The 26,099-nt window shown below is 40.3% G+C and carries 24 protein-coding genes; 7 read left to right on the top strand and 17 right to left on the bottom strand.

Annotated elements, in window-relative coordinates:
* Positions 1-13 precede the first annotated feature (13 nt).
* From TZ94_RS02670 to mutL, 3 genes are all read right to left on the bottom strand, one after another.
* The gene (locus TZ94_RS02670; protein WP_045613873.1) at positions 14-580 is read right to left on the bottom strand and encodes a DNA-3-methyladenine glycosylase I; all 567 of its coding nucleotides are present in this window, start codon (positions 578-580) and stop codon (positions 14-16) included.
* Between the two features lie 9 nt (positions 581-589).
* Positions 590-1,183 (bottom strand): Holliday junction branch migration protein RuvA, encoded by a 594-nt coding sequence (ruvA, locus tag TZ94_RS02675; RefSeq protein WP_045613874.1) that lies wholly within the window; start codon positions 1,181-1,183, stop codon positions 590-592.
* A gap of 120 nt (positions 1,184-1,303) precedes the next feature.
* Positions 1,304-3,253, bottom strand: a complete 1,950-nt coding sequence (mutL, locus tag TZ94_RS02680; protein ID WP_045613875.1) for a DNA mismatch repair endonuclease MutL — start codon at positions 3,251-3,253, stop codon at positions 1,304-1,306.
* A gap of 183 nt (positions 3,254-3,436) precedes the next feature.
* Here mutL and tyrS point away from each other — a divergent pair, with 183 nt between their 5' ends.
* Complete coding sequence (gene tyrS / locus TZ94_RS02685) at positions 3,437-4,693, top strand: tyrosine--tRNA ligase (protein ID WP_045613877.1); 1,257 nt, start codon at positions 3,437-3,439, stop codon at positions 4,691-4,693.
* Between the two features lie 53 nt (positions 4,694-4,746).
* The gene (locus tag TZ94_RS02690) at positions 4,747-5,595 is read left to right on the top strand and encodes a putative RNA methyltransferase (protein WP_045613878.1); all 849 of its coding nucleotides are present in this window, start codon (positions 4,747-4,749) and stop codon (positions 5,593-5,595) included.
* A 154-nt stretch (positions 5,596-5,749) separates the two neighbouring features.
* Here TZ94_RS02690 and TZ94_RS02695 read toward each other — a convergent pair whose 3' ends face one another.
* From TZ94_RS02695 to malQ, 4 genes are all read right to left on the bottom strand, one after another.
* Positions 5,750-6,106 (bottom strand): hypothetical protein, encoded by a 357-nt coding sequence (locus TZ94_RS02695; protein ID WP_045613879.1) that lies wholly within the window; start codon positions 6,104-6,106, stop codon positions 5,750-5,752.
* Positions 6,099-6,917 carry a hypothetical protein gene (locus TZ94_RS02700; protein WP_045613880.1) on the bottom strand — a complete coding sequence of 273 codons (819 nt, stop codon included), beginning with the start codon at positions 6,915-6,917 and terminating at the stop codon, positions 6,099-6,101. Before TZ94_RS02700 ends, TZ94_RS02695 begins: the two co-directional genes overlap by 8 nt.
* Before the next feature lie 309 nt (positions 6,918-7,226).
* Positions 7,227-9,485 (bottom strand): glycogen/starch/alpha-glucan family phosphorylase, encoded by a 2,259-nt coding sequence (gene glgP / locus TZ94_RS02705; RefSeq protein WP_045613881.1) that lies wholly within the window; start codon positions 9,483-9,485, stop codon positions 7,227-7,229.
* 23 nt (positions 9,486-9,508) lie between these two features.
* Positions 9,509-11,026, bottom strand: a complete 1,518-nt coding sequence (gene malQ / locus TZ94_RS02710) for a 4-alpha-glucanotransferase (RefSeq protein WP_045613883.1) — start codon at positions 11,024-11,026, stop codon at positions 9,509-9,511.
* A 419-nt stretch (positions 11,027-11,445) separates the two neighbouring features.
* Here malQ and TZ94_RS02715 point away from each other — a divergent pair, with 419 nt between their 5' ends.
* The 5 genes from TZ94_RS02715 to TZ94_RS02735 all read left to right on the top strand — a co-directional run bounded on the left by TZ94_RS02715 (position 11,446) and on the right by TZ94_RS02735 (position 16,973).
* Positions 11,446-12,714: an extracellular solute-binding protein gene (locus tag TZ94_RS02715; protein ID WP_045613885.1), complete on the top strand. Its 1,269-nt coding sequence runs from the start codon at positions 11,446-11,448 to the stop codon at positions 12,712-12,714.
* A gap of 123 nt (positions 12,715-12,837) precedes the next feature.
* Entirely contained in the window at positions 12,838-14,127 is a 1,290-nt protein-coding gene (locus TZ94_RS02720; RefSeq protein ID WP_347227976.1) for a carbohydrate ABC transporter permease, read from the top strand.
* 1 nt (position 14,128) lies between these two features.
* On the top strand, positions 14,129-14,971 hold the full coding sequence (locus TZ94_RS02725; RefSeq protein WP_045613887.1) for a sugar ABC transporter permease: 843 nt from the start codon (positions 14,129-14,131) through the stop codon (positions 14,969-14,971).
* Positions 14,972-15,176: 205 nt separating this feature from the next.
* Positions 15,177-15,977, top strand: a complete 801-nt coding sequence (locus tag TZ94_RS02730) for a DUF1189 family protein (protein ID WP_045613888.1) — start codon at positions 15,177-15,179, stop codon at positions 15,975-15,977.
* Between the two features lie 9 nt (positions 15,978-15,986).
* A complete protein-coding gene (locus TZ94_RS02735; protein WP_045613890.1) occupies positions 15,987-16,973 on the top strand; it encodes a LacI family DNA-binding transcriptional regulator in 987 nt (328 codons plus the stop codon).
* A gap of 53 nt (positions 16,974-17,026) precedes the next feature.
* On the opposite strand, the gene TZ94_RS02740 is transcribed toward TZ94_RS02735, so the two are convergent.
* The 10 genes from TZ94_RS02740 to TZ94_RS02785 all read right to left on the bottom strand — a co-directional run.
* A complete protein-coding gene (locus tag TZ94_RS02740) occupies positions 17,027-17,968 on the bottom strand; it encodes a YitT family protein (protein ID WP_045613895.1) in 942 nt (313 codons plus the stop codon).
* On the bottom strand, positions 17,946-19,709 hold the full coding sequence (gene aspS, locus TZ94_RS02745; protein WP_045613897.1) for an aspartate--tRNA ligase: 1,764 nt from the start codon (positions 19,707-19,709) through the stop codon (positions 17,946-17,948). Before aspS ends, TZ94_RS02740 begins: the two co-directional genes overlap by 23 nt.
* 137 nt (positions 19,710-19,846) lie before the next feature.
* Positions 19,847-20,062 carry a hypothetical protein gene (locus TZ94_RS02750; RefSeq protein ID WP_045613898.1) on the bottom strand — a complete coding sequence of 72 codons (216 nt, stop codon included), beginning with the start codon at positions 20,060-20,062 and terminating at the stop codon, positions 19,847-19,849.
* Between the two features lie 18 nt (positions 20,063-20,080).
* Entirely contained in the window at positions 20,081-20,722 is a 642-nt protein-coding gene (locus tag TZ94_RS02755) for a CPBP family intramembrane glutamic endopeptidase (RefSeq protein ID WP_045613899.1), read from the bottom strand.
* 9 nt (positions 20,723-20,731) lie between these two features.
* Positions 20,732-21,433: a DUF3169 family protein gene (locus TZ94_RS02760; RefSeq protein WP_045613900.1), complete on the bottom strand. Its 702-nt coding sequence runs from the start codon at positions 21,431-21,433 to the stop codon at positions 20,732-20,734.
* A 14-nt stretch (positions 21,434-21,447) separates the two neighbouring features.
* Positions 21,448-21,798, bottom strand: a complete 351-nt coding sequence (locus tag TZ94_RS02765; protein ID WP_045613903.1) for a PspC domain-containing protein — start codon at positions 21,796-21,798, stop codon at positions 21,448-21,450.
* Entirely contained in the window at positions 21,795-21,998 is a 204-nt protein-coding gene (locus tag TZ94_RS02770) for a hypothetical protein (RefSeq protein ID WP_006149605.1), read from the bottom strand. Before TZ94_RS02770 ends, TZ94_RS02765 begins: the two co-directional genes overlap by 4 nt.
* The gene (locus TZ94_RS02775; RefSeq protein WP_000916944.1) at positions 21,998-22,201 is read right to left on the bottom strand and encodes a helix-turn-helix transcriptional regulator; all 204 of its coding nucleotides are present in this window, start codon (positions 22,199-22,201) and stop codon (positions 21,998-22,000) included. Before TZ94_RS02775 ends, TZ94_RS02770 begins: the two co-directional genes overlap by 1 nt.
* Before the next feature lie 160 nt (positions 22,202-22,361).
* Entirely contained in the window at positions 22,362-25,319 is a 2,958-nt protein-coding gene (gene pgfM1, locus TZ94_RS02780; RefSeq protein ID WP_045613905.1) for a glycosyltransferase PgfM1, read from the bottom strand.
* A gap of 201 nt (positions 25,320-25,520) precedes the next feature.
* The coding region (locus TZ94_RS02785; protein ID WP_045613906.1) for an LPXTG cell wall anchor domain-containing protein at positions 25,521-26,099 on the bottom strand (579 nt) is incomplete at its 5' end.

The raw sequence follows: 26,099 nt of genomic DNA on the forward strand, positions 1-26,099 counted from the left end.
TAGACATCTAACGTCACTTATTTCCACTTTTCCATTCACAATCATTCTCATGGTCATCAACTAGCCCTGCAGCCTGCAGAAAGGACAAGACAGCGACTGGTCCTGTGAACTTAAAACCACGTTTTTTGAGATCCTTGGATATTTTTTCAGACAAAGGCGTTTTGGCTGGTGCTTGACTGTAGTCCGGGATATCATTGACCATGGTTTTCCCCTCTACAAAAGACCAGAGATAAGCATCAAAAGAGCCAAACTCTTTCTGAACTTGTAGAAAAGCCTGGGCATTCGCTCGCGTCGCAAAAATCTTGGCGCGATGACGAATGATAGCTGGATTGTCTAACAAAGCTTCCAGTTCTTCATCCGCCATGTCTACAACACATTGAATTTGGTAACCCTGAAAAGCTTGACGGAAAGCCTGCCGTTTATTAAGCACCGTTTCCCAAGATAGACCGGCCTGATAAGTCTCCATACAAAGCAACTCAAAAAGCGCCTGGTCTTCATGGAGAGGCTGTCCCCATTCCTCATCATGGTAGGCTACATAAAGCGGGTTGTTCATTTTAACCCAGCCACAGCGTTTTGGCATCTTCTTCTCCTATTTCACCAACATCTTAAGGGCAGATTTGATGTAGTTCTCTGCCGTATCCGAAGTTCCTTCAAAGAATTTCTTGATTTTCTTAAGTTCCGTTGCCTTGTAGCCCAATGCCAACATGGCTTCCATGGCTTCTTCCAACTCTTGATTGTCGTTGCTAGATGGAGCAGTAGTCTTAGCAGGGAGGTCATCGCCTGCCACAACCACTTTACCTTCTAGGTCCAAGACCATCTGTTGGGCTGTTTTCTTGCCAATTTTGGGGAACTTGGTCAAGTAAGTGATATTCTTAGTCTCAATCGCTTGAACAAGCCCAGCATTGTCATCCGCCGCAATAATAGCAAGAGCAGAAACAGGGCCAATACCTGACACCGAAATCAAGCTGAGAAAGAGCTTTTTCTCGTCTTCTGAACGGAAACCGTAAAGGAGATGAGCATCTTCACGAACAACTTGATGCACATATATTTGTGCTTCTTGGTTGACTTGCCCTGAGTAAGCATAAGGGTTGGCTACGTGTAGGATGTAGCCGATGCCGTTAGTTTCTAGAACGATGTATTTAGCAGTAATTTTGGTAATGATACCTTTTAGATATTCGTACATAATTTTCCCTTCAATTTATACTCAATGAAAATCAAAGAGTAAACTAGTAAGCTAACCTTAGGCATAACTTAAGTTAGACAAGGTAAGGCTGACGCAGTTTAAAGAGATTTTCGAAGAGTATTAGTATTTTCCTAGTTCTCGTAGACTCGTGTGATTTTCCTGAATGCGACGGAACATCTTTTCCATATCTGACTTGGTAAAGTGGATCAAAACAGGGCGTCCGTGCGGACAGTTGTATGGGTTGTCACATTGAGAGAGCTGATAGAGGAGCTGTCTAGCAGAGTGGTCATCAATACGATGATTGGCCTTGATAGACCGCTTGCAGGACATCATGATGGCTAGCTCTGCTCGGTATTTCTTGATAGAAACTTCCTTAGTCAAGAGCAGCATATCGCACATTTCATAGATGCCAGACTCAATTTCTTCCTCTGCCATCCAAATAGGATGCTCACGCAGGATAAATTGATTTTCTCCGTACTCTGCTAGAAAGACGCCGACTTCCTCTAAAAGAGGCATTCTTTCCTTGAGACGAAGGGCATCATCTGCAGGAAATTCAAAGATGTAAGGCACTAGGAGTTGCTGCTGGCTCTGGTCAACATTACCAATACTTTCGCGATACTCCTCATACTTAACCCGCTCCTGGGCTGCGTGTTGGTCTATGATGTAAAGCCCATCTCGACCTTGGGCAAAGAGATAGGTGCCGTGCATCTGACCGAAAAATTCCAACTCTGGGAAGCTCGAAGACTCTTCTCGCTCTAGCTTACCATAAGCCTTATCCAAACTAGCCATATCTAACTCTGGATGATCCAGTTGGTCGTAGCTGACCGATTTTCTCTCTGCAAAATGCAGTTTGGCTGGCTTGGTCAACTGATCCAATGTTTCCTTGGCGAAGAGGTTCAAATCCTGTTTCTCTTCAGTCAAGTCTACTTGACTGTCTGAAACCTCAGCTGGAATTGAGATTGTTGCTTCCGTTTGCTCGTAGTAGAGATTGTTTTCTTTAAGTGGGAGAATGGTTTGCTCTACTTTTTCACGATTGCGAACGGTAGATTTGGCAAGATTTTCCAAGGCATCTGGAATCAAGGTCTGTTCCTTTAGACTCTTTGCGATAGCTTCTGAAACCAGTGCCATAAGCTCTCTTTCCTTGGAAATCCGCACTTCTTGCTTGGTTGGATGCACATTGACATCTGCTAGATACGGATCGATCTGGATGTGAATAACAGCCAGCGGAAAACGCCCCACCATGAGCTTGCTACCGTAACCATCTAAAATAGCACGATTGAGCAGGAAGTTTTTGATATAACGGCCATTGATAAAAAGACTGATATAGTTGCGATTAGCCCGCGTCAATTCAGGCAATGAGACAAAACCTGAAATTTCAAAATCTAGGTCAGAATTCTCAATTTCAACCATCTTTTTGGCACTAGCTAAACCATAAATCCCAGCAATGGCTTGACGCAGTTGACCCGTACCAGCTGTTCGTGTCATCTCCTTGCCATCGCTAATCAGGCTAAAGGAAATCTCAGGATGGGCCAAGCCTAGACGATTGACAATATCGATGATATGAGACAACTCTGCCTGCTGGCTCTTCATATACTTGAGACGGGCTGGTGTGTTGAAAAAGAGATCCTCCACACAAATCTTGGTCCCAACAGGACTAGTCGCAGGGATGATTTCTTCTACTTCTCCCCCACGAGCTACTAGCTTGGTCCCGTGACTTGCACCCTCTACTGCAGTCAAAAGAGTCAGTACACTAACAGATGCGATAGAAGGCAGAGCTTCACCACGAAAACCGAGGGTTCGAATCCGAAAAAGATCCGCTTGATTCTTAATCTTACTGGTTGCATGACGGCGGAGAGCCAACTCCACCTCATCGTGGGCAATCCCGTGACCATTATCGGTGATTTGGATTTTCTTAAGACCAGCTTCCTCAATCTCAACGATAATCTGGCTTGAGCCAGCGTCGATAGCATTTTCAACCAACTCTTTAACTACACTGGCAGGACGTTCGATCACTTCTCCTGCTGCGATTTGATTGGCCAAGACTTCTGGCAATTCAATAATATGAGACATCTTTCAGCCCCTTTCTCAACGATTTTTATCTATTTCTCTGAAAATAAGCTAGTGCTATTATACCATATTTCACTCGTTTCCAAAAAAGTCCAAGCAGCAACTTTCTCCCCTAAGATACTAGGCTATTTCCTGACTTTGTGGTACAATAGGTAGAAACAATATTTTAAAAAGGAGAAAAGACACATGCACATTTTTGATGAGCTAAAAGAGCGTGGTTTGATTTTTCAAACGACTGATGAAGAAGCTTTGCGTAAAGCCCTAGAAGAAGGTCAAGTTTCTTATTATACTGGCTACGATCCAACTGCTGACAGCCTTCACCTAGGCCACCTTGTCGCAATCTTGACAAGTCGTCGTTTGCAGTTAGCAGGTCACAAACCTTATGCGCTCGTTGGCGGTGCTACAGGTCTCATCGGAGATCCGTCCTTCAAAGATGCTGAACGTAGTCTCCAAACAAAAGACACAGTAGATGGCTGGGTCAAGTCTATCCAAGGACAACTTTCTCGCTTTCTTGATTTTGAAAATGGTGAAAATAAAGCTGTCATGGTCAACAACTACGACTGGTTTGGCAGCATCAGCTTCATTGACTTCCTCCGAGATATCGGAAAATACTTCACTGTCAACTACATGATGAGCAAGGAGTCTGTGAAGAAACGTATTGAAACAGGGATTTCTTACACTGAGTTTGCCTACCAAATCATGCAAGGTTATGACTTCTTCGTTCTTAACCAAGAGCACAATGTAACCCTTCAAATCGGTGGTTCTGACCAGTGGGGAAATATGACAGCTGGTACCGAATTGCTTCGTCGTAAAGCTGACAAGACTGGTCACGTTATCACTGTCCCACTCATCACAGACGCAACTGGTAAGAAATTTGGTAAATCAGAAGGAAATGCAGTTTGGCTCAACCCTGAAAAGACTTCTCCATACGAAATGTACCAATTCTGGATGAATGTCATGGACGCTGACGCTGTTCGCTTCTTGAAAATCTTTACTTTCTTGTCACTTGACGAGATTGAAGACATCCGTAAACAATTTGAAGCGGCGCCACACGAACGCTTGGCTCAAAAAGTCTTGGCTCGTGAAGTCGTTACACTTGTTCACGGTGAAGAAGCCTACAAAGAAGCTCTCAACATCACTGAGCAACTCTTTGCCGGAAATATCAAAAACCTTTCTGTCAAAGAACTCAAACAAGGACTTCGTGGCGTGCCAAACTACCAGGTACAAGCAGACGAAAACCACAATATCGTAGAACTCCTCGTATCATCTGGCATTGTTAATTCAAAACGCCAAGCCCGTGAAGACGTACAAAACGGAGCTATCTACATCAACGGTGACCGTATCCAAGACCTTGACTATGTCTTGAGTGACATAGATAAGTTAGAGAACGAACTCACTGTTATCCGCCGTGGTAAGAAGAAATACTTCGTCCTTACATATTAAAAAGTAGACTGGAGGCATTTGCCATCCAGTTCTTTTTTTGCTAGACTAAAACTATGAATACAAACCTCAAACCCAAACTCCAGCGCTTTGCTTCTGCTAGTGCCTTTTCCTGCCCTATCTGCCAAGAAAACCTGATCTTGGTAGAGTCTAGTCTCAAGTGTGAACATCGCCATTCTTTTGACCTAGCAAAATTCGGCTATGTCAATCTAGCTCCCCAAATCAAGCAATCCGCCAACTACGACAAGGAAAACTTCCAAAATCGCCAGCAAATCCTAGAAGCTGGTTTTTATCAGGCTATTTTAGAAACCATCTCGGACTTACTAGCAACGAATCCATCCGCAAAAACTGTATTAGATATTGGTTGTGGCGAAGGATTCTACTCTCGCAAACTTCAGGAAGTTCATCCTGACAAGACCTTTTACGCCTTTGATATTTCAAAAGACTCAGTTCAAATCGCAGCCAAAAGCGAACCCAACTGGGCAGTCAATTGGTTTGTTGGCGACTTAGCTCGACTTCCTATAAAAGATGCCAGCATGGATATCCTACTTGACATTTTTTCTCCTGCCAACTATGGTGAATTTCGCCGCGTTTTATCCAAAGACGGTATCTTAATCAAGGTTGTTCCTACCGAAAATCACCTCAAAGAAATCCGCCAAATGGTACAAGACCAGCTGACAAAGAAGGACTATTCCAACCTAGATATCAAGGAACATTTCCAGGAACATTTCATCATTCAAACTAGTCAAATAGCTTCCCTGACCAAGACCATCACCACAGAGCAGCGCCAAGCTCTGCTTAGCATGACTCCCCTACTCTTTCACGTTGACAAAAGCAAGATTGACTGGAGTCAGTTAATGGAGATCACCATCGAAGCAGAAATCCTTGTTGGGAAAGCACTGTAAATTAGATTTTGATATACTATAACACCCGCACCTTAGAGGTACGGGTGTAATTTTATTTTGCTAATGCATAACCTTTTAGAGGAAAGAAAAATTTATGATATAAAGCTTATCTATTTATTGTGATATAACAAACTAGCGATGTTACAACTATGACTTAGTTAGACATCGCTCGTTTAAATTCGTGTATACAAGCCTCATTTAATTTTTGTAGCTCATTTTCAGCTTTTATATTATCTAAAATACGTGATTTTCTTGAATTAAAGAAATCAATATCTAAAAAATCTTTAGCGAAAGAATTTTCTTCATTTTCAGCTTTTATATTATCTAAAAAAACTTTAACGAAAGAATTTTCTTCATTTTCAGCTTTTATATTATCTAAAAAAACTTTAGCGAAAGAATTTTCTTCATTTTCAGCTTTTATATTATCTAAAAAATCTTTAGCGAAAGAATTTTCTTCATTAGAGGATAACTGTCCTTTTTGCAAAGCAAAACGAATACTATTTTTACTCATCTTTTAAGCCTCCTTCAATCATATTTATAAAGATTATGACTTTACTAATACGTGAATATATATTATCTAACCCATTCACAATTAGTTCACTTAAACGTTCTTCAACTTCAGTGGGAACATTCTTATAGTCAATAGTAACCACTTTTTCTCCCTGAATTGGAAAAGCGCTTATTGATTTATAGCGACTATCTAATAAGTATTTTTCCCAATCAGGATCTGATTCTAAATGATTTGATAATTGCTTTGTTCGTTTTCTAAATGCTCTTCCCGCAATAGAATTATTAATATCTAATTCCCTAGTACTTGAACGTAAAAAAGTGGCACTTCTAGCGATGATATTCAATTTATCTTCGCTTCCTTCTTTATTTGAAAGTCCCCATACAGATATTCGACATTTATTTTCAGAATTAAATTCGCTAGTCAACACATCAATGTATCTTTGGACAGCAGCAATTAATACATCGTAGACCTCATTGATACGTTCGATTTTCTTCTCCTTGCTATCATCCGAAACTTCAATAATTCGAACAATTTGATCTTCTAAAGTCAGTATAATTTCTTCCAGAAGTTCAAAATTGGTTTTTAATACGGTGTTAAAATATCTAATCTGTCTATTTTCTTCCAAAAGTTGCTGATTTTGCTTAGATAAATTAAATACTCTTGATTCCTTATCAACAGCATTTGCATATTTCCAAATCGTATAAATTATAAAAACAAATACTAAAGCTACTCCAACAACCGTAAGTACAGAGATAATAATTCTGGCCCAATCGGGCAGATTTGCAAAAATTTGAGAAATTAATTCACTCATGATTGCTCCTAGCATATGAAAAGTTTATGTAGTATTAATACTTTTGTTAATTATTATATTCTACCGTAAGTTTCATATTTTTTCAAGAAATATATGAGACTTATTTGTACTACTGGTCTATTGATGTGCGATTAAATGAGTTACGAGCATCCAATCATCTTTTTATATAATCTTGTTGGTATTTTCCATATTTAGATTTGAAATGTAATTTACATACAAACTATATAATTTAAAATTAATCACTAAAATTAATTGACGGAGTTCCTCATAGTAAAAACGCATCCTAAATAGATGCGTTTTTGTTTAATCTTAGTTCAAGTGCCAGATATCTTCGTTGTACTGAGCGATTGTACGGTCAGATGAGAAGAATCCTGCTTTAGCAATGTTGACGATGACTTTATCCAACCATGCGTCACGGTTTTCGTAATCAGCAAGCATTTGCTCTTTGACTTTGATGTAGTCTTCCAAGTCAAGAAGAGTCATGAACCAGTCTTTGTTGATCAATTCGTTGTAAAGACGTTCCAAGCGTTCTTTCTTACCAACTGCAAGAACAGCGTCGCTCACGATAAAGTCAACCAATGGTTTGATCGCTTTGCGAGCGTAGAATTCGCTTGATTTGTAAGCTGATTTTGCGTAAAGATCGATAACAGTTTCTGAATCTTCACCAAAGATGTAGATGTTTTCGTCTCCAACCAACTCAGCGATTTCCACGTTAGCACCGTCCATAGTACCAAGAGTCAAAGCTCCGTTCAACATGAATTTCATGTTACCAGTACCTGAAGCTTCTTTAGAAGCAAGTGAGATTTGTTCTGAGATGTCACATGCTGGGATAAGGAAGCTTGCTGCAGTAACGTTGTAGTTTTCAACCATTACCACTTGCAAGTGTGGAGCTACTGCTGGGTCGTTAGCAATCACTTCTGACAAGCAAAGGATCAAGTGGATGATGTCTTGAGCAATTGTGTAGGCAGGAGCTGCTTTACCACCAAAGAATACTGTGATTGGACGAGCAGGGATATTACCAGCCTTGATGTCCAAGTATTTGTGGATCACATACAAAGCGTTCATTTGTTGACGTTTGTACTCGTGAAGACGTTTGATTTGGATATCAAAGATAGAGTTAGTATTGATTTCCACACCTTGGTGTTCTTTCAAGTGACGAGCCAATTTACGTTTGTTGTGAGCTTTGATGCTTTTCAATTTTTCTTTGACAGCAGCCTTGTCTTCGTATGAAAGGAGGTCTTCCAATTGAGAAGCTTCATGGTGCCATTCGCGGCCAAGGATCTCATCCAAGTAGTGAGACAAGCTTGGGTTAGCATGCATGAGCCAACGACGGAAAGTGATACCGTTTGTTTTGTTGTTGAATTTTTCTGGGTAAAGATCGTAGAAGGCTTTCAACTCAGAGTTCTTCAAAATTTCTGTGTGAAGAGCGGCAACCCCGTTTACGCTATATCCATAGTGGATATCCATGTGGGCCATGTGTACACGATCGTTTTCATCAATGATTTGAACAGCCGGATCTTTGTATTCAGCACGAACACGACGGTCCAATTCTTTGATGATTGGTACCAAGTGAGGAACCACTTCTTCCAAGAATTCAAGAGGCCATTTTTCAAGGGCTTCAGCAAGGATTGTGTGGTTTGTGTAAGCAGTCATGCTACGAACGATAGAAATTGCTTCATCAAGTTCGATACCACGTTCAGTCAAAAGACGGATCAATTCAGGAATCACCATTGATGGGTGAGTATCGTTGATTTGTACAACTGCGTAGTCAGCAAGGTCATGCAAGTTGCTTCCTTTTTCGATTGCTTCATCGATGATCAATTGAGCACCGTTTGAAACCATGAAGTATTGTTGGAAGATACGGAGCAATTCACCTTGTTTGTCGCTATCGTCTGGGTAAAGGAAAAGAGTCAAGTTGCGAGCGATGTCTGTCTTGTCAAAGTCGATACCATCTTCGATGATAGAAGAGTCAACTGAATCCAAGTCAAACAAACGCAAGCGGTTTTTCGTAGCTGTTTTGTAACCAGGTACATCGATATCGTAAAGAGTAGATGTCAATGTAAAGTGTGCAAATGGCACTTGGTAGCTACGGCTTGAGCGAACCAACCAGTTTTGGTCAGTCAACCAAGCGTTAGGAATTGTTTCTTGTTGGTTGTTTTTAAGAACTTGTTGGAAAAGACCAAAGTGGTAGTTCAAACCAACACCGTCACCGTTCAAACCAAGTGTAGCGATTGAGTCGATAAAGCAGGCTGCTAAACGTCCCAAACCACCATTACCAAGTGATGGTTCCAATTCTACTTCTTCGATTTCGATCAACTCTTTACCTGCATCAGCAAGTTCTTTTTTAACTTCGTCATAAAGACCAAGGTTAATCAAGTTGTTTGACAAGAGTTTACCAATCAAGAACTCAGCTGAGATATAGTAAACTTTTTTCTTACCAGTGTTGACTGGTTTTTGGCTGCTTGCAAGTTTGCTGTAGTTAAGAAGAGCAAGGTAAAGCTCTTCGTTGCTACATTCTGCGATAGATTTATTGTAACGATTTTGTACAAATTCTTTTAATGGTAACATTTTTTGTGTCTCCTGATAATGTCTTATTTCTTTAATTCTACCAAATTTTCATTGATTCGGCGATAAATTGTAGTCAAGTCAAGCAAAGTTTCTTCGACAGCAGGAGTCAATTGATCCTCTGTCATACGCCATGACCAGTTTCCACCAAGAGTAGATGGGAAGTTCATACGAGCTGAACCATCCAACTCTAGCAAATCTTGCATAGTAGCAATCGTCATGAAACTTACTGATGCAAAAGCTGTACGAAGCATAGCATGTACTACTGTTTCGTACTCTTTACGGTTTGTATAACGTGCCATGTACTCACGAGTTGGATCATCGATCTCATTGCGATACCAACCAAGAACAGTGTTGTTATCGTGTGTTCCTGTGTACATAACTGAGTTGGCTGGTGCCAAGTGTGGGCTGTCGATGCTTTCGTGCTCTGGGTTGAAGGCAAATTGAAGGACTTTCATTCCTGGGAAACCAGTGCGTTCACGTAGTTCGATAACTTCGTCAGTCATGAATCCAAGGTCTTCTGCGATGATGTTCAAGTCACCAAGTTCCTCTTTCACCGCTGCAAAGAGTTTGTAGTCAGGCCCTTTTACCCATTTACCAGGTGCTGCTGTTTTAGAACCAGCAGGAATTTCCCAGTAAGACTCAAATCCACGGAAGTGGTCGATACGAACGATATCGTAGATTTTGAAGCTTTCACGCAAGCGTTCAATCCACCATTTGTAGCCATCTTTGTCCATTGCTTCCCAGTCATAGATTGGGTTCCCCCAAAGTTGACCGTCTGCAGAGAACTCATCTGGTGGGCATCCTGCAATGTGAGTCGCTTTTCCGTTTTCATCTGTTTTAAAGAGATGTGGATTTGCCCACATATCACTTGAGTCCTCAGCCACATAGATAGGCATGTCTCCAACGATTTCAATGTGGTTATCGTTGGCGTATGCTTTCAATTTCAACCATTGTTGGAAGAAGAGATATTGAGTTACGCGGTGGTAAACAAGCTTGTCAGCTAATTTCTCACGGTAACTTTCAAGAGTTGAAGCTTTGCGAGCACGAGCATCAGCATCTGGCCACTCTGTCCAAGCGAGATTATCAAAATGCTCTTTGATAGCCATATACTCAGCAAAGAGTTCAAGCCATGATTGGTTTTCTTGAGCAAACTTTTCGTAATCTTTGACATCTCCAACTTCAAGGAAACGTTTAACAGCTTTCTCTAAAAGTGGACGACGTGCATAGTAGATCTTAGCGTAGTCAACTTCAGCTGGGTTGCTACCAAAGTCAACACCTTCGAGATCGCTTGCTTCCAACAAGCCTTGCTCTACCAAAATATCGAGATCGATAAAGTGAGTGTTTCCAGCAAAGGCTGAGAATGATTGGTAAGGAGAGTCTCCATAGCTAGTTGTTCCCAAAGGAAGGATTTGCCAGTAGCGTTGCTTAGTACGAACCAAGAAATCAACGAAATCATAGGCGCTTTGACCAAATGATCCGATTCCGTATGCTCCCGGAAGTGATGAGATGTGCATTAACACACCGCTTTGACGTTTTTTCATATTAGCACCTCAAGTGTTTGTATTATTAATTACTTTATCATTTGCGCAAACGTTTGCGCTAATTAAAGTATAACCCATTTCCAAAAGAAATGCAAGCGTTTTTAAAAAAAACTTTTTTTGATTTATTTATAATAACAAAAATAAAATTTACTATATACACCTTTTTAAGCTTAATAAAATTTTCAAAAAAATTGCGCAATCGTTTCCATTTGCCCATTTCCGAACAATTTTTTCTTAATTATTTACTTTTTCTTCTTATTATATCGACAGTTTTCGGTTTCTCTTAATTTTAAGCTTTTTAAAAATTTTTCAAAAAAACGCTTGCAACCGTTTTCCGTTTGTGCTATACTAGGTCCATAAGGGAAAACGTTTGCGTTTCCTCGAAATTAAAATTTGTTATTCTTTAGGAGGAATACACTATGTCAACTAAATTCATGAAGAGCGCTGCCGTACTTGGTACTGCTACTCTTGCTAGCTTGCTTTTGGTAGCTTGTGGAAGCAAAACTGCTGATAAAGCTGCTGATTCTTCTGCATCAGGAAGTCAAGAAATCACTTTCTACGTTGAAGATCAATATAAAGCATTCGCAGAATCAGCTGCAAAAGCTTACGAAAAAGAAGCTGGTGTAAAAGTTACTATTAAAACTGGTGACCAATTAGGTGGACTTGATAACCTTTCACTTGATAACCAATCAGGTAAAGCTGCTGACGTTATGATGGCTCCATACGACCGTGTAGGTAGCCTTGGTACTGACGGACAACTTTCAGAAGTTACTTTGAGCGACGGTGCTAAAACAGATGACACTACTAAATCTCTTGTAACTGTTGGTGGTAAAGTTTACGGAGCTCCAGCCGTTATCGAATCACTTGTTATGTACTACAACAAAGATTTGATTAAAGAAGCTCCAAAAACATTTGCTGACTTAGAAAACCTTGCTAAAGATAGCAAATACGCTTTCGCTGGTGAAGACGGAAAAACAACTGCTTTCCTAGCTGACTGGACTAACTTCTACTACGCATACGGACTTCTTGCAGGTAACGGTGCTTACGTATTTGGTGACAACGGTAAAAATCCTAAAGATATCGGTCTTGCTAACGATGGTGCTATCGCAGGTATCGAATACGCTAAGACTTGGTACGACAAATGGCCTAAAGGTATGCAAGATACTGAAGGTGCTGGAAACTTGATCCAAACTCAATTCCAAGAAGGTAAAACAGCTGCAATCATCGACGGTCCTTGGAAAGCTCAAGCATTCAAAGACGCTAAAGTAAACTACGGTGTTGCAACTATCCCAACTCTTCCAAACGGCAAAAACTATGCAGCCTTTGGTGGTGGTAAAGCTTGGATTATCCCATCAAGCACTAAGAACCTTGAAGGCGCTCAAAAATTTGTAGACTTCCTTGTTTCAACTGACCAACAAAAAGCATTCTACGATGCAACTAACGAAATCCCAGCGAATACTGAAGCTCGCGCTTACGCTGAAGGTAAAAACGATGAGTTGACTACAGCTGTTATCAAACAGTTCCAAAACGCTCAACCAATGCCAAACATCTCTCAAATGTCAACAGTTTGGGACCCAGCTAAAACAATGCTCTTTGACGCTGTAAGCGGTAAGAAAGATGCTAAAACAGCTGCTAATGATGCTGTAACATTGATCAAAGAAACAATCCAACAAAAATTTGGTAACTAATTGATTGCTTCAAGGGAGATAATTCAAACATCTCCCTTGATTTTTAAATACACTGACAATGTTTTCAGTAACCTTGCTGATTAGCATCGAGCTCTGAGCTCATATCTTATGAAAGGAGCACTCATGGAACAACAACCAAAAAAAGCAGCCTTGCTTTCATTGATCCCTGGGTTGGGGCAAATCTATAACAAACAAAAAGCTAAAGGTTTTATCTTCCTTGCTGTAACAGTAGTTTTTGTCCTCTATTTTGTAGCACTTGCAGCACCTGAATTGAGCAATTTGATCACACTCGGTGAAAAACCTGGACGTGATAACTCTCTCTTCATGTTGATTCGTGGTGCATTTCACTCTATCTTTGTAATTGTTTATCTAGCATTCTATATTTTCAATATTAAAGACGCACATACGATTGCAAAACGTATCAATAATGGCATTCCTGTCCCATTGACATTGAAGGATATGATTAAAGGTATCTATGAAAATGGATTCCCATACTTACTCATCATCCCATCTTATGTTGCCATGACATTTGCTATCATCTTCCCAGTTATTGTAACCTTGATGATTGCCTTTACCAACTATGATTTCCAACATTTACCACCAAATAAATTGTTGGATTGGGTTGGATTGACTAACTTCACAAATATCTGGAGCTTGAGTACTTTCCGTTCAGCCTTCGGTTCTGTTCTTTCTTGGACTATTATCTGGGCTTTATCTGCATCTACTTTGCAAATCGTACTCGGTATCTTTACAGCTATTATTGCTAACCAACCATTCATCAAAGGAAAACGTATCTTTGGTGTTATCTTCCTTCTCCCTTGGGCTGTTCCAGCCTTCATCACTATCTTGACATTCTCAAACATGTTCAACGATAGTGTCGGAGCTATCAATACTCAAGTTATCCCTCTCTTTGCTAAGGTTCTTCCTTTCCTAGATGGAGCACTTATCCCTTGGAAGACAAACCCAACTTGGACTAAGGTTGCCTTGATTATGATGCAAGGTTGGCTTGGATTCCCTTATATCTATGTCTTGACTCTCGGTATCCTACAGTCTATTCCAAACGACTTGTACGAAGCAGCTTATATCGATGGTGCAAACGCTTGGCAAAAATTCCGCAACATTACTTTCCCAATGATTTTAGCTGTTGCGGCACCTACTTTGATCAGCCAATACACCTTCAACTTTAACAACTTCTCTATCATGTACCTCTTCAATGGTGGTGGTCCTGGTAGTGTCGGTGGTGGAGCTGGTTCGACCGATATCTTGATTTCATGGATTTACCGCTTGACAACTGGTACAGCTCCTCAATACTCTATGGCAGCTGCCGTTACCTTGATTATTTCAATCATTGTCATCTCTATTTCTATGATTGCATTCAAGAAACTACACGCATTTGATATGGAGGACGTCTAAGATGAATAACTCAATCAAACTCAAACGTAGACTGACTCAAACCCTCACTTACCTCTACTTGATTGGACTTTCAATCGTCATTATCTATCCTCTTTTAATCACGATTATGTCAGCCTTCAAGGCTGGTAACGTAGTGGCCTTTAAACTCGACAGCAATGTCAACTTTAGTCTTGATAACTTCAAAGGACTCTTTACAGAAACCTTGTACGGTACATGGTACCTTAATACTTTGATCATCGCTTTGATCACTATGGTCGTTCAGACAAGTATTATCGTCCTTGCTGGTTATGCATACAGCCGTTACAACTTCTTGGCTCGTAAACAAAGTTTGGTCTTCTTCTTGATTATCCAAATGGTGCCAACAATGGCCGCTTTGACTGCCTTCTTCGTTATGGCCCTTATGTTGAACGCCCTTAACCATAGCTGGTTCCTCATCTTCCTCTATGTCGGTGGTGGTATCCCTATGAATGCTTGGTTAATGAAAGGTTACTTTGACACCGTGCCAATGTCTCTTGATGAATCCGCAAAACTGGATGGTGCAGGACACTTCCGCCGCTTCTGGCAAATCGTTCTCCCTCTTGTTCGCCCAATGGTTGCCGTACAAGCACTCTGGGCCTTCATGGGACCTTTCGGAGACTATATCCTCTCTAGTTTCTTGCTTCGTGAGAAAGAATACTTTACAGTTGCCGTTGGTCTACAAACCTTCGTCAACAATGCGAAGAACTTGAAGATTGCTTACTTCTCAGCAGGTGCTATCCTCATTGCTCTTCCAATCTGTACACTCTTCTTCTTCTTGCAAAAGAACTTCGTTTCAGGACTTACAAGCGGTGGCGACAAGGGGTAATATACCCTCGCCACCCTTTTCTTTTTGAACTTGTAGCTAGATTGTCTGATGAGAAGTCGAGCTTATCGAGAAAGCCTTCTTGTTTGTTCGTGAACAGATGTTAACAAACATTCACTTTTACCAAGGATTCTACTATCCCCGCTTGAAATAAAACCCATTTCTCTATATAATACTCGTATAGAAAAATGCCTATAGAAAGAGATTTATGTTACCATATCCGTTTTCTTATTTTAATAGTATTTGGGGATTTCGTAAGCCCCTCTCTCATCGTTTTGGTCTAAACTGGTTTCAACTGATTTTTACCAGTATTTTCTTGATTAGCTTATCCATGGTGCCTATTGCTATCCAGAACAGTTCTCAGGAAACCTATCCTTTAGAGACGTTCATCGATGATGTCTATGCTCCATTGACGGACGAAGTCGTTCAGGATCTAGCTAAGAACGCCAAGATTGTAGATGGTAAACTAAGCTATACGGGTTCAACTCCTCATCAAGCTTCTGTTCAAATTGGAGATACTTCTAGTTCAAGTTTCCCTGAGGAATTGCTCCTTAGCTTTGAACCCGAGAATCTCGCCATCAGTAAGCAAGGAAAAGAACTAACCAGCATTCGCTATCACGCTATCACGACTGAAAGTTTTCAAAACAAGGAGAGCTTGACTCAGGCCATTTCTAAAGACTGGTATCAACAGAACCGTGTCTATATCAGCCTCTTCCTGGTCTTAGGTGCTAGTTTCCTCTTTGGACTTAATTTTTTCATTGTAGCTTTAGGTGCGAGCCTTTTGCTCTACTTTACGAAAAAATCACGTCTCTTCTCATTCAAGACCTATAAAGAGTGCTATCATTTTATTTTGAACTGTTTAGGATTGCCAACTTTAATTACACTGATTCTAGGTCTTTTAGGACAGAATATGGCAACTTTAATTACTGTTCAAAACATTTTATTTGTTCTATACCTGGTCACTATCTTTTACAAGACTCATTATCGTGATCCAGACTACCAAAAGTAGGAGATTATTATGCCTGTTACGATTAAAGACGTGGCCAAGGCTGCAGGGGTTTCACCCTCAACCGTAACCCGTGTTATTCAAAACAAATCAACCATTAGCGATGAGACAAAAAAACGAGTTCGCAAGGCAATGAAAGAACTCAACTACCATCCCAATCTCAATGCGAGAAGCTTAGTTAGCAGCTACACCCAGGTCATTGGTTTGGTTCTTCCAGACGACTCTGATGCTTTCTATCAAAACCCCTTCTTTCCTTCTGTTCTGAGAGGGATTGCACAAGTTGCCTCAGAAAACCACTATGCCATCCAGATTGCAACCGGAAAAGACGAAAAAGAGCGTTTAAACGCCATTTCACAAATGGTCTACGGAAAGCGTGTGGATGGACTTATCTTCTTGTATGCCCAAGAGAATGATCCCTTGGTGCAATTAGTTGCCGATGAGCAATTTCCCTTCCTCATCCTTGGAAAATCACTTTCCCCTTTTATTCCACTTGTTGATAATGATAACATCCAAGCCGGATTTGATGCGACCGAATATTTCATCAAAAAAGGATGCAGTCGCATTGCTTTCATTGGTGGTACCAAGAAGCTCTTCGTTACCCAGGATCGTCTAACAGGTTACGAGCAAGCACTTCAAGAACACAATCTGCCTCTTGATAGTCACCGTACCTTCTTTGCAGACGAGTTTCTAGAAGAAAAGGGCTATAACTTTAGTAAACAACTCTTTAAACACGACCCTCAGACCGATGCTATTATTACAACCGATAGTCTCTTAGCTGAAGGTGTCTGTAACTACCTCAACGAACACCAGCTTGATGTTCCGGTTCTCAGCTTTGATTCGGTGAATCCAAGATTGAATCTAGCTGCCTATGTTGATATCAATAGTCTTGCTCTTGGCCGAACTTCATTTGAAACCATTCTGCAAATCATTAATGATGTCAAGGAAAATCGTCAAATCTGCTATCGACAAGTAATTGCACACGAAATCGTTGAAAAATAAAAACCAACTCTCTATTTTGAGTTGGTTTTTTTGTATTCTATTTACCTGAACAACTAGTTTTCAACTTCGACAAATCGTCCAAGAATATGAACATTTTCTGAGACAGATACAAAGGCTGTCGGATCAACTTGTTTCATGATTAGTTTAAAATCATTAAACTCTGCACGAGTGATAACCGTTATCAAAACTGCCTTACGCTCGTGGTTATAAGTCCCTTCAGCATCGTGAATCATGGTCGCACCACGGTGCAATTTATGATGAATTTTCTCAAGAACTGCATCTGGATTACTAGTAACAATCATAGCCTGCATGCGTTTTTGTTTGGTGAAAACTGCGTCTGTTACACGACTTGAGACAAAGATGGTAATCATAGAATAGAGGGCATATTTCCAACCAAAGGTCAAACCAGCAATCAGCATGATTGTCCCGTTCACTAGAAAAGAGATGCTTCCGACGTTTCGTCCTGTCTTCTTACGAATAGTAAGGCTGACAATATCCGTTCCACCACTGGAAATGTTATGGCGTAAGGCAAAGCCGATTCCAAGTCCCATGACTACCCCACCAAAGAGAGCATTGATGATGGGATCCTCTGTCAAGACCACCACTGGCACAAACTGGATAAAGAGCGAGCTCATGGATACCGTGATAAAGGTAAATATCGTGAACTTATGCCCAATTTGGCGCCAAGCTAAAATCATGAGCGGTATATTGATACAATAGAAAGCTACAGAAATTGGAATATGGAAATTAAACCAGTAGTTACTAAGGCTTGAGATAATCTGAGCCAAACCTGTTGCTCCACTTGAATAAACGTGCCCTGGTTGGAAGAAGAAATTAACGGCTACTGCTGATAGAAAACCATATACCAGAGAAGCTGAAATTTTTTCATCGTATTTTTCTTTAGAAATCCCTTGTAAGACACGTAAAATCTTCACCCGATGAGCAAAGCGGCGTAGATAATAGTGCCACTTTTTAGTTAGTTTCGTTTGTTTCATCTTGTTCTACTTGTAGATTGAGTTCTTCTAGTTGTTTAAGAGCTACTGTTGATGGCGCTTGTGTCATTGGATCTGTCGCCTTGTTGTTCTTAGGAAAGGCAATGACTTCACGGATGTTATCTTCCCCTGCTAGGAGCATGACAAAGCGGTCAAGTCCAATAGCCAAACCACCGTGTGGTGGGAATCCATAGTCCATAGCTTCCAAAAGGAAGCCAAACTGGTCATTGGCTTCTTCTGCTGAGAAGCCAAGAGCTTTGAACATACGTTCTTGGAGTTCTTTTTGGTTAATACGAAGGCTACCACCACCAAGTTCATAACCGTTCAAGACGATGTCGTAGGCAATGGCACGAACCTTAGCCAAATCACCTTCAAGCTCATGAGCAGTGTCTGCTTGAGGAAGAGTGAATGGATGGTGGGCACTCATATAACGACCTTCTTCCTCAGACCATTCAAACATTGGCCAGTCAACAACCCAAAGGAAGTTAAACTTATCGTTATCAATCAAGCCTAGTTCCTTCGCAATACGTCCACGAAGGGCACCAAGAGTTGCATTAGCTACTTCAAGCGTATCTGCTACAAAGAGAACCAAATCCTTATCTTCAAGACCAAGCGCTGCTGTCAAGTTTGATTGAATGCCAGTCAAGAACTTAGCAACTGGACCATTTAATTCACCGTCAACAACCTTGACCCAAGCAAGACCTTTGGCCCCATACTGCTTGGCTACTTCTGTCATCTTGTCGATGTCTTTACGTGAGTAGTTATCTGCAGCACCTTTGACGACGATGGCTTTAACCGCAGGAGCTTCTGAGAAGACTTTGAAGTCTACACCCTTGACAAGATCTGTCAAGTCTTGAAGCAACATGTCAAAACGAGTGTCAGGTTTATCAGAACCATAAAGAGCCATGGCATCATCGTACTTCATCCGTGGGAAAGGAAGCGTCACTTCAATCCCCTTGGTTTCTTTCATGACGCGCGCAATCAAGCCTTCTGTAATGTCTTGAATTTCTTGCTCAGTCAGGAATGACGTTTCCAAGTCGACCTGAGTAAACTCTGGCTGACGGTCACCACGCAAGTCTTCATCGCGGAAACATTTGACGATTTGGTAGTAACGGTCAAATCCAGCATTCATCAACAACTGTTTTGTAATCTGCGGACTTTGAGGAAGTGCGTAAAAATGCCCTTTATTGACACGAGATGGCACCAAATAGTCACGCGCCCCTTCTGGTGTTGACTTAGAAAGGAATGGTGTTTCCACATCGATAAATTCCAACTCATCCAAGTAGTTACGGATAGAATGCGTTACCTTGGCACGAAGTTTAAGATTTTCCAACATTTCTGGACGACGAAGGTCAAGGTAACGGTAACGTAGACGCGTATCATCGTTTGCTTCAATGCCATCCTTGATTTCAAATGGTGTTGTTTTGGCTGTATTAAGAACAGTAAGAGCCGTTACATTCAGTTCAACCGCTCCAGTCGCCAATTTATCATTGGCCTGCTCACGTGCTGCAACTTGTCCAGTCACCTCGATGACAAATTCACTACGAAGGCTTTCAGCTGTTGCCATCACCTCTGCTGATACTTTTTCAGGATTGATGACCAATTGCATGATTCCTTCACGGTCACGAAGGTCGATAAAGATCAAACCACCAAGGTCACGACGACGAGCAACCCAGCCTTTCAAGGTAATTTCTTGTCCGATGTGCTCCTCACGAACACGACCAGCATACATACTACGTTTCATGTTTTCTCTCCTATTTTATTCTGTTACTATTTTACCATAAAAGCGCAGGCTCTTCATGAAAATCATCAGAAAAGTTGAGAGAATCCTCTCATAAATGAAAAAATCCAGCAAAGTTATTCGCTGGATTTAGTATTTCTTTATTTTTTACGCTTTTCAGCAATCTCTTCTGTCTTCTTTGGTAGGACAATTTCTGTCACATAAGCCGTCGCAAATCGCATAATACCTGCGATTGGTGCGAAGATTACTGCTAGATAATTATAAAAGAAATCCCCTTTTAAAGCATAGGCAAGCACTCCAATGATAAAGAAGAGAACGACTGCCTGAATCACTGCTAATAATATCACTCGTTTCATGACTTCCTCCTGAGTCTATTATAGCATGACTATCATTAAAAATGCGATTAAATTATTCAAAGCATGTAGGGCTATACTATAAGCTAGACCACCTTTGCTGATATAAGCTAAGCCCAAGCTAAAGCCAAGTGAAGCATAAACTAGGAATTGTTGTGGAGTGCCAGGGAAATGAACGAGAGCAAAAATGATACTACTTACAAGAAGAAAGAGAACTGTTTGCTTGACATTATCCTGTTGAGGGAAGACATAGCGAGCTAGCATACCTCTAAAGGTTAATTCTTCTGTCAGGGGTGCAAAGACAACCACCATAAAGAAAGAGAAGAGAGGTTGATTATGAGTCAATTCTTCTACCAACTGTTGATTGACTGACGGATCATTTGGTAAAAAGTTTTCTGCAACAATGACAAGGGCCCATACCAAGGCAGGCAACCAGATGTATTTGTTGAGGGCTGTTTTTTCAATCGTAACGGTTCCTGTCTTATACCACTTGTAGGTAACAAAGGTAAAAATTCCTGCCAATAAGACATATACCGGGACAAAAACGTAGTCAGGTGCTCCCAACTTCATCGCTGCCACACCTACACCCTGAATAAAACTATAAATCATAATAAAGGATAAGAAAGTAAGACTATACCAGCCAATATTTTTAAGTGTTTTCATAAGATTCTCCTATTTGAAATAACGTTTTGTTTTTCGCAACTGTGCAACATTCGTGTACAAATGGATGACAACTGCCACCAGCAGAGCAACCAACTGTACTTGTCCTAATACCATAGATAGAACTACTAAAACAATATAGATACCTGGTATGATGAGCTGATTGACCTTGAACAAGATCAAGTAAGCTTCTTCCATCTCAGCCTGTTTTTCTCCCTCATCATAAGTATCGAGGTATTCCAAAACTTCCTTGGGTGTGGCCATAACAGAAAGTTTATAGTTACGAATCTTGCTAGTGATTTTTAGGCAGTAAACACCCGACCAAATACTTACAACTATCAAAAGTAAGGATGTTGCTGATATGCCGAATCTTCCTAAGTCTAAAAGCATACAGAATAGCATACTAATTTGGGAAACATTCCAAGCTACTGTAGCATAATCTAAGAAGCGATACGTAGCAAGGTAGTCTTGCTCATTTCCTTCATCCTCTTCTTCTCGTTGATAATTCTGATAAGCCTGATGACTTTTTCTAGTGAAATAAAATGTTAGGATTGCCGTAATCAGCCCTAGACCAAAAAAGATTGAGAACAAGACAGGGATTACTTGCTCTTGACTAATACCTAAAGGTTTAACTCCAAGAGCTCCGGCAAGTATTCCTAATAAAGCTCCTATAATAAAAAGTTTCAGTGCAAAAATTATGTGATTCTTTTCCATATTTTAACCTCTTTCTAAAACAAGCCAGACAACCATTGACCAAAGGATTTCCCCGATTCAAAAATAGCTGTCAAACCTTCTGCTCCAAGCGACACCAAAAGCAAACAAACAACAAGTAAGAGAATAGCTTGGTTTCTTGCTTTCTTCGCTCCATCTCCCAAGGGCTCATTCCCAAGCCAACCTGCTAGATAAGCATAGAGAGTCACGGTTATAATCCCAATCTCCGTCGAAGAGAGAAACAAGAAGACTGTCACCAAACGAACAATGTTGGCTTGAATGTTAAAATAGTTTCCTAAACCTGCACAAACACCGGCAAGTTCTTTGTTCTCAGTATCGACTTGAAAACCTGCTAAAAACTCTTTCATAACTTTTCTCCTTTTACGAGTTCTTTAAACTTTATTTTTTTCTCTACCCATCTAAAGACTAATAGTAGCACTATATTATTCCAGAAGAGGTACTTGCCTTCTACGATGGTAAACCAACCAAATAGGCTTCCAATCATAGCCAAAAGATTTACGATAAACACAACTATAGATAGATAATAAATCACTTTATACTTGTTCATCACTCATCCTCCTCTAAGCGAAAGACTGACTCGACTGGCTCATGGAATATCTGAGCAATCTTCAGGGCAATGACGATGGATGGCGTGTACTCATCCCGCTCAAGCAAGCTGATAGTTTGCCTGGACACGCCAGCTAGTTTGGCCAGCTCTGTTTGATTCAGGCCATCGCGAGCCCGAAGCTCTTTTAGACGATTTTTTAGCATGTCTTTTTTCTCCTTTGTTCTTTATCTTGATTTTATTGTAACACATCTTTTTATTTTTGACAAGTATTTTTGTCAAAAAGTTTAAGATTTTTGTCATTTTGCAAAATAAAAAGGTCAGGATTGTACTCCTGACCTTGTTTTTAGCTTAGCTTGAAGAAAATCATCCTTCCTCAGTTTTTTTATCTTGAGAGGTAAGCTTAGCTTTCTTTTGATTATATTTTCTATCTATGTATAAGATTGTGATACTTATCAAGCTTAGTATGAGTCCAAGCAAAGTACCTTTTTGTGAGAATACAAATTCAACTTTATGTTGCCCAGAAGTAATCGGGAAGGACAAGAGACTATTCCAAGTTTTTGATGTCGGAACATCTTTTCCATCCACTTTTACTTTCCAACCAGCACTATAGGGAATCGAAGTCAGCATAAACTGACTATCATCGGTGATATCAACTGATCCAACGATATGAGTATTTGAAAACTTCTCAACTTGTAAACCTTGAGCTTTTCTCTTTTCTAGAACTTTCTGGATTTGATCAACGTCTAAACGATAAAGCCCTACATGCGAGATGTCTACCTTATCTGATCTAAAGCGAAACTCTAAGACAGATTCTTTTCCTGCTGAATTATCAGCAATCTGCCACAGTTGACGTTGCATATTTTTCTTGGAATGAGTAAACCATTGCCCATTTAATAAGATTGAATAATCAGTCTCATAGTTGAGAGAATCGGGCGCAAAGAAGTAATAGGTCAAGTCCGTTTGAGGAGTAATGCGATAACGAACAATTGCTTCCTTACTGGAATCTTCACGCTTATAGATCGCCGTACCCTTTTCTTTATTGACATCTTCTGCCACTAGATTTTCAGTTTCAATTGCACCAAAAGCTAGGGGCTTGAAGTAATCAACGTAATTCTCCTGGCCTTTTTTAATACCCTCCATAGAGTTGAGAATCTTATTTTGGTTTTTTACAGCGTCATTGAAATCAAGTTCAGTATTTCGAACCAACTCATTTACCCCAAAAGCAATCGGGAATGAATTCGGATTTTTATAAACTAGATAGCGTTCATCTTCATAGACTTTTTCAGTGAAGTAACGATTCATATCAAAACGACTGGCAAAACGGTAAAAGTACATTCTATCAGGATGGCTGTCTCTCTCCTTTTGATCGATATCTTTAATATCCATGTAATAGCGAATTCCATATAAAGCATCAGTCAGAGGAGTTCCATTCTCATATTCAGTTGCTTCATTGATCCCTTGATCACCCATATAAGCAAAGTGATTCATAGTAGATCTCTCCAAACTCGAACTAAAAGCACTCAAACCTGGATAGCCTATAAGAGATGGCGCTGTGCGAGAATAGGCAAAGGTCGTCGCAATTCGATAGAAAGGCTGATCTGCATTTTCTTGGATGTTATCCGTCACACGTTTAACAGAGACTGTCCCATCCACAAATCTATCAACATTTGCATAACTAAAGGTCACTTGCGATAGATAAGCATTGTAACCTAGCTCAAATATTGTCAGAGTTGATAACAAGACAAGAGCTAAACGAATCATTCGCGGACGTAATAAGGCCAGCACAGCTAAGTAAATAAGTAGAGTTAAGACTACACGAGTAAAGAGATAACCTGTTTGTAACAATAAAACCAATACCACCACAAATCCAGTCGCAATCACCAATACCCTTTCCTTTTCTTTCTGAGACTTGGTAGAGCGTTTCCGGTATAGATAAAATCCTGCAGCTGTAGCTATTACAACCAATATCACAAATTCAATAAAATGGCCATTGATAAACTGAGTTAGAGCTTCAGGTTGTTTCTTTGGTAGATAGGTAAAGTCTTTGGTGTAGAGGTAGATTGCTGACAAGACTAGGGCTACAACTGAGAGCAATTTTCCCCGGCGCGAGATTTTAAATTTCTCTTTTAATGCTTGATAGGATAGCAGCAGCATAAAGAAAGAGAATAGCCATGAAAAACGGAAAAAGAATCCAGCAGGGTTTTGTCCCATATGCCAAATCTTACTGACAAATTCATTTACAAAGGAGGTAAAGAAGATCAGAGTAACCACTCCAGCAGCCCATCTTCTTTCTTTGACTATCTTTCTTGATACGAAGTACAAGATAAAGCCGATAAATCCGAGAGCACCAATATAGATATTTGGTAGATTTGGTCCAGTTTCCCAACCTGATTGTGCATCAAAGCCCCCGATAGTTAGTTTGGATAGAATGTCTAAGGGGTTAATCTGAAAAGCCATGGAAAATGTCATGGCTCCTCCTGCTTGTCCCTTACTTTCAAGCAAGTTGAAAAATACGGGAACTAATAATATTGAGGCTGTCGCAACCCCTAGTATAGAGTAGAGAAAGACATCCCATAAGGGTTGGAGGTAATATTTTAGTCTTACTTTCCATGTCCCATCGATAGAAAGACGTGGTGAAAGATAATAGCAGGCATACAAAATCACAAATAGAGAAATCATATAACCCATATAAAATTGAAGAAAAACCGTTAAACCTAGTACAAAGGCATAGGGATAGGCCGCTTCACCATCTAATAACTGCTCTAAATATAGGATGACGAGAGGAAGCATAAACATGGCATCATAAAAGATAACATTCATTTGGTAGGATACCAACATTCCCGACAGGGCATAAGCTGTCGCAAACAAGGGAACCATCCATCTTTTTGACTCTGCACTCTTATAACGTTTTATCAAGAGGTGCGCGAAAGCCAATCCAAAGGCTCCATATCTGAGCCAGATAGTTAGAAAAACAGACAACCCTATATATTTTAAAGGCAGAAGAACGTAAATAATATTGAAGGGGCTCATTAAGTAATACCCCAATACTCCACTCATATCTCCACCGATAGATTTGGTAAAAGAGTATGTCAGACTGCTTAAATCACCAGATAGAATGGCATTCTTTAGCAATACATAAAAACTAATATACTGCTGATCAAAGACAATGGTCATTAAACTTTTATTTCCAAAAGGATAACTCCCCATGAAAAACCATACCACCAGCATGATTGTCATCGGTAGTAAGGCACTGCTAACATAAAGGACTCCCTTAGGATATTTTTTCTTCAATTCCTGCCAATATATCAACCAATTTTTCATTATTGATTTCTCCTCTATGTTTTTAGCCAATCTTCTCTTCGCTAGCTGCTATCAATTTCTCAGAATTGGCTTTATGAGCTTGTGATAGAAGATATTCTCGCTTTATGGAGCAAGAATAGAATCTTTAATCTACTCCATCATTTTAACATTTAAAAAAGGAGAGAGCAATGCTCTCTCCTCTCTAAAGTAATTTATCTAATATTATTTAGAAAATTTACGTTTCATTACTACAGTACCTGACAAGATTACCACACCTGCCAATACAAGTACTAGGCTTGTAGCTTCACCAGTAAATGGAAGAGTTGGTCCTTCTTCTGTTGTAGTTGAACGACCTGGTTCTGGAGTTGTAGTTGTTCTACCAGCACCATCTCCGTTTCCTGGGTTACCTGGAACTTCTGGAGTTGTTGTAGTTGTAGTTGTAGTTGTTCCACCTGAACCATTTCCATCTCCGTTTCCTGGGTTACCTGGAACTTCTGGAGTTGTTGTAGTTGTAGTTGTTTCGCCTGAACCATTTCCTTGGTTATCTGGAACTTCTGGAGTTGTTGTAGGAGCTTCTGTTGTTGTAGGAGCTTCTGTCGTTGTAGGAGCTTCTGTTGTTGTAGGAGCTTCTGTTGTTGTAGGAGCTTCTGTCGTTGTAGGAGCTTCTGTCGTTGTAGGAGCTTCTGTTGTTGTAGGAGCTTCTGTTGTTGTAGGAGCTTCTGTCGTTGTAGGAGCTTCTGTCGTTGTAGGAGCTTCTGTTGTTGTAGGAGCTTCTGTTGTTGTAGGAGCTTCTGTCGTTGT

It is taken from the genome of Streptococcus infantis (assembly GCF_000960085.1).
GTDB lineage: Bacteria > Bacillota > Bacilli > Lactobacillales > Streptococcaceae > Streptococcus > Streptococcus infantis_C.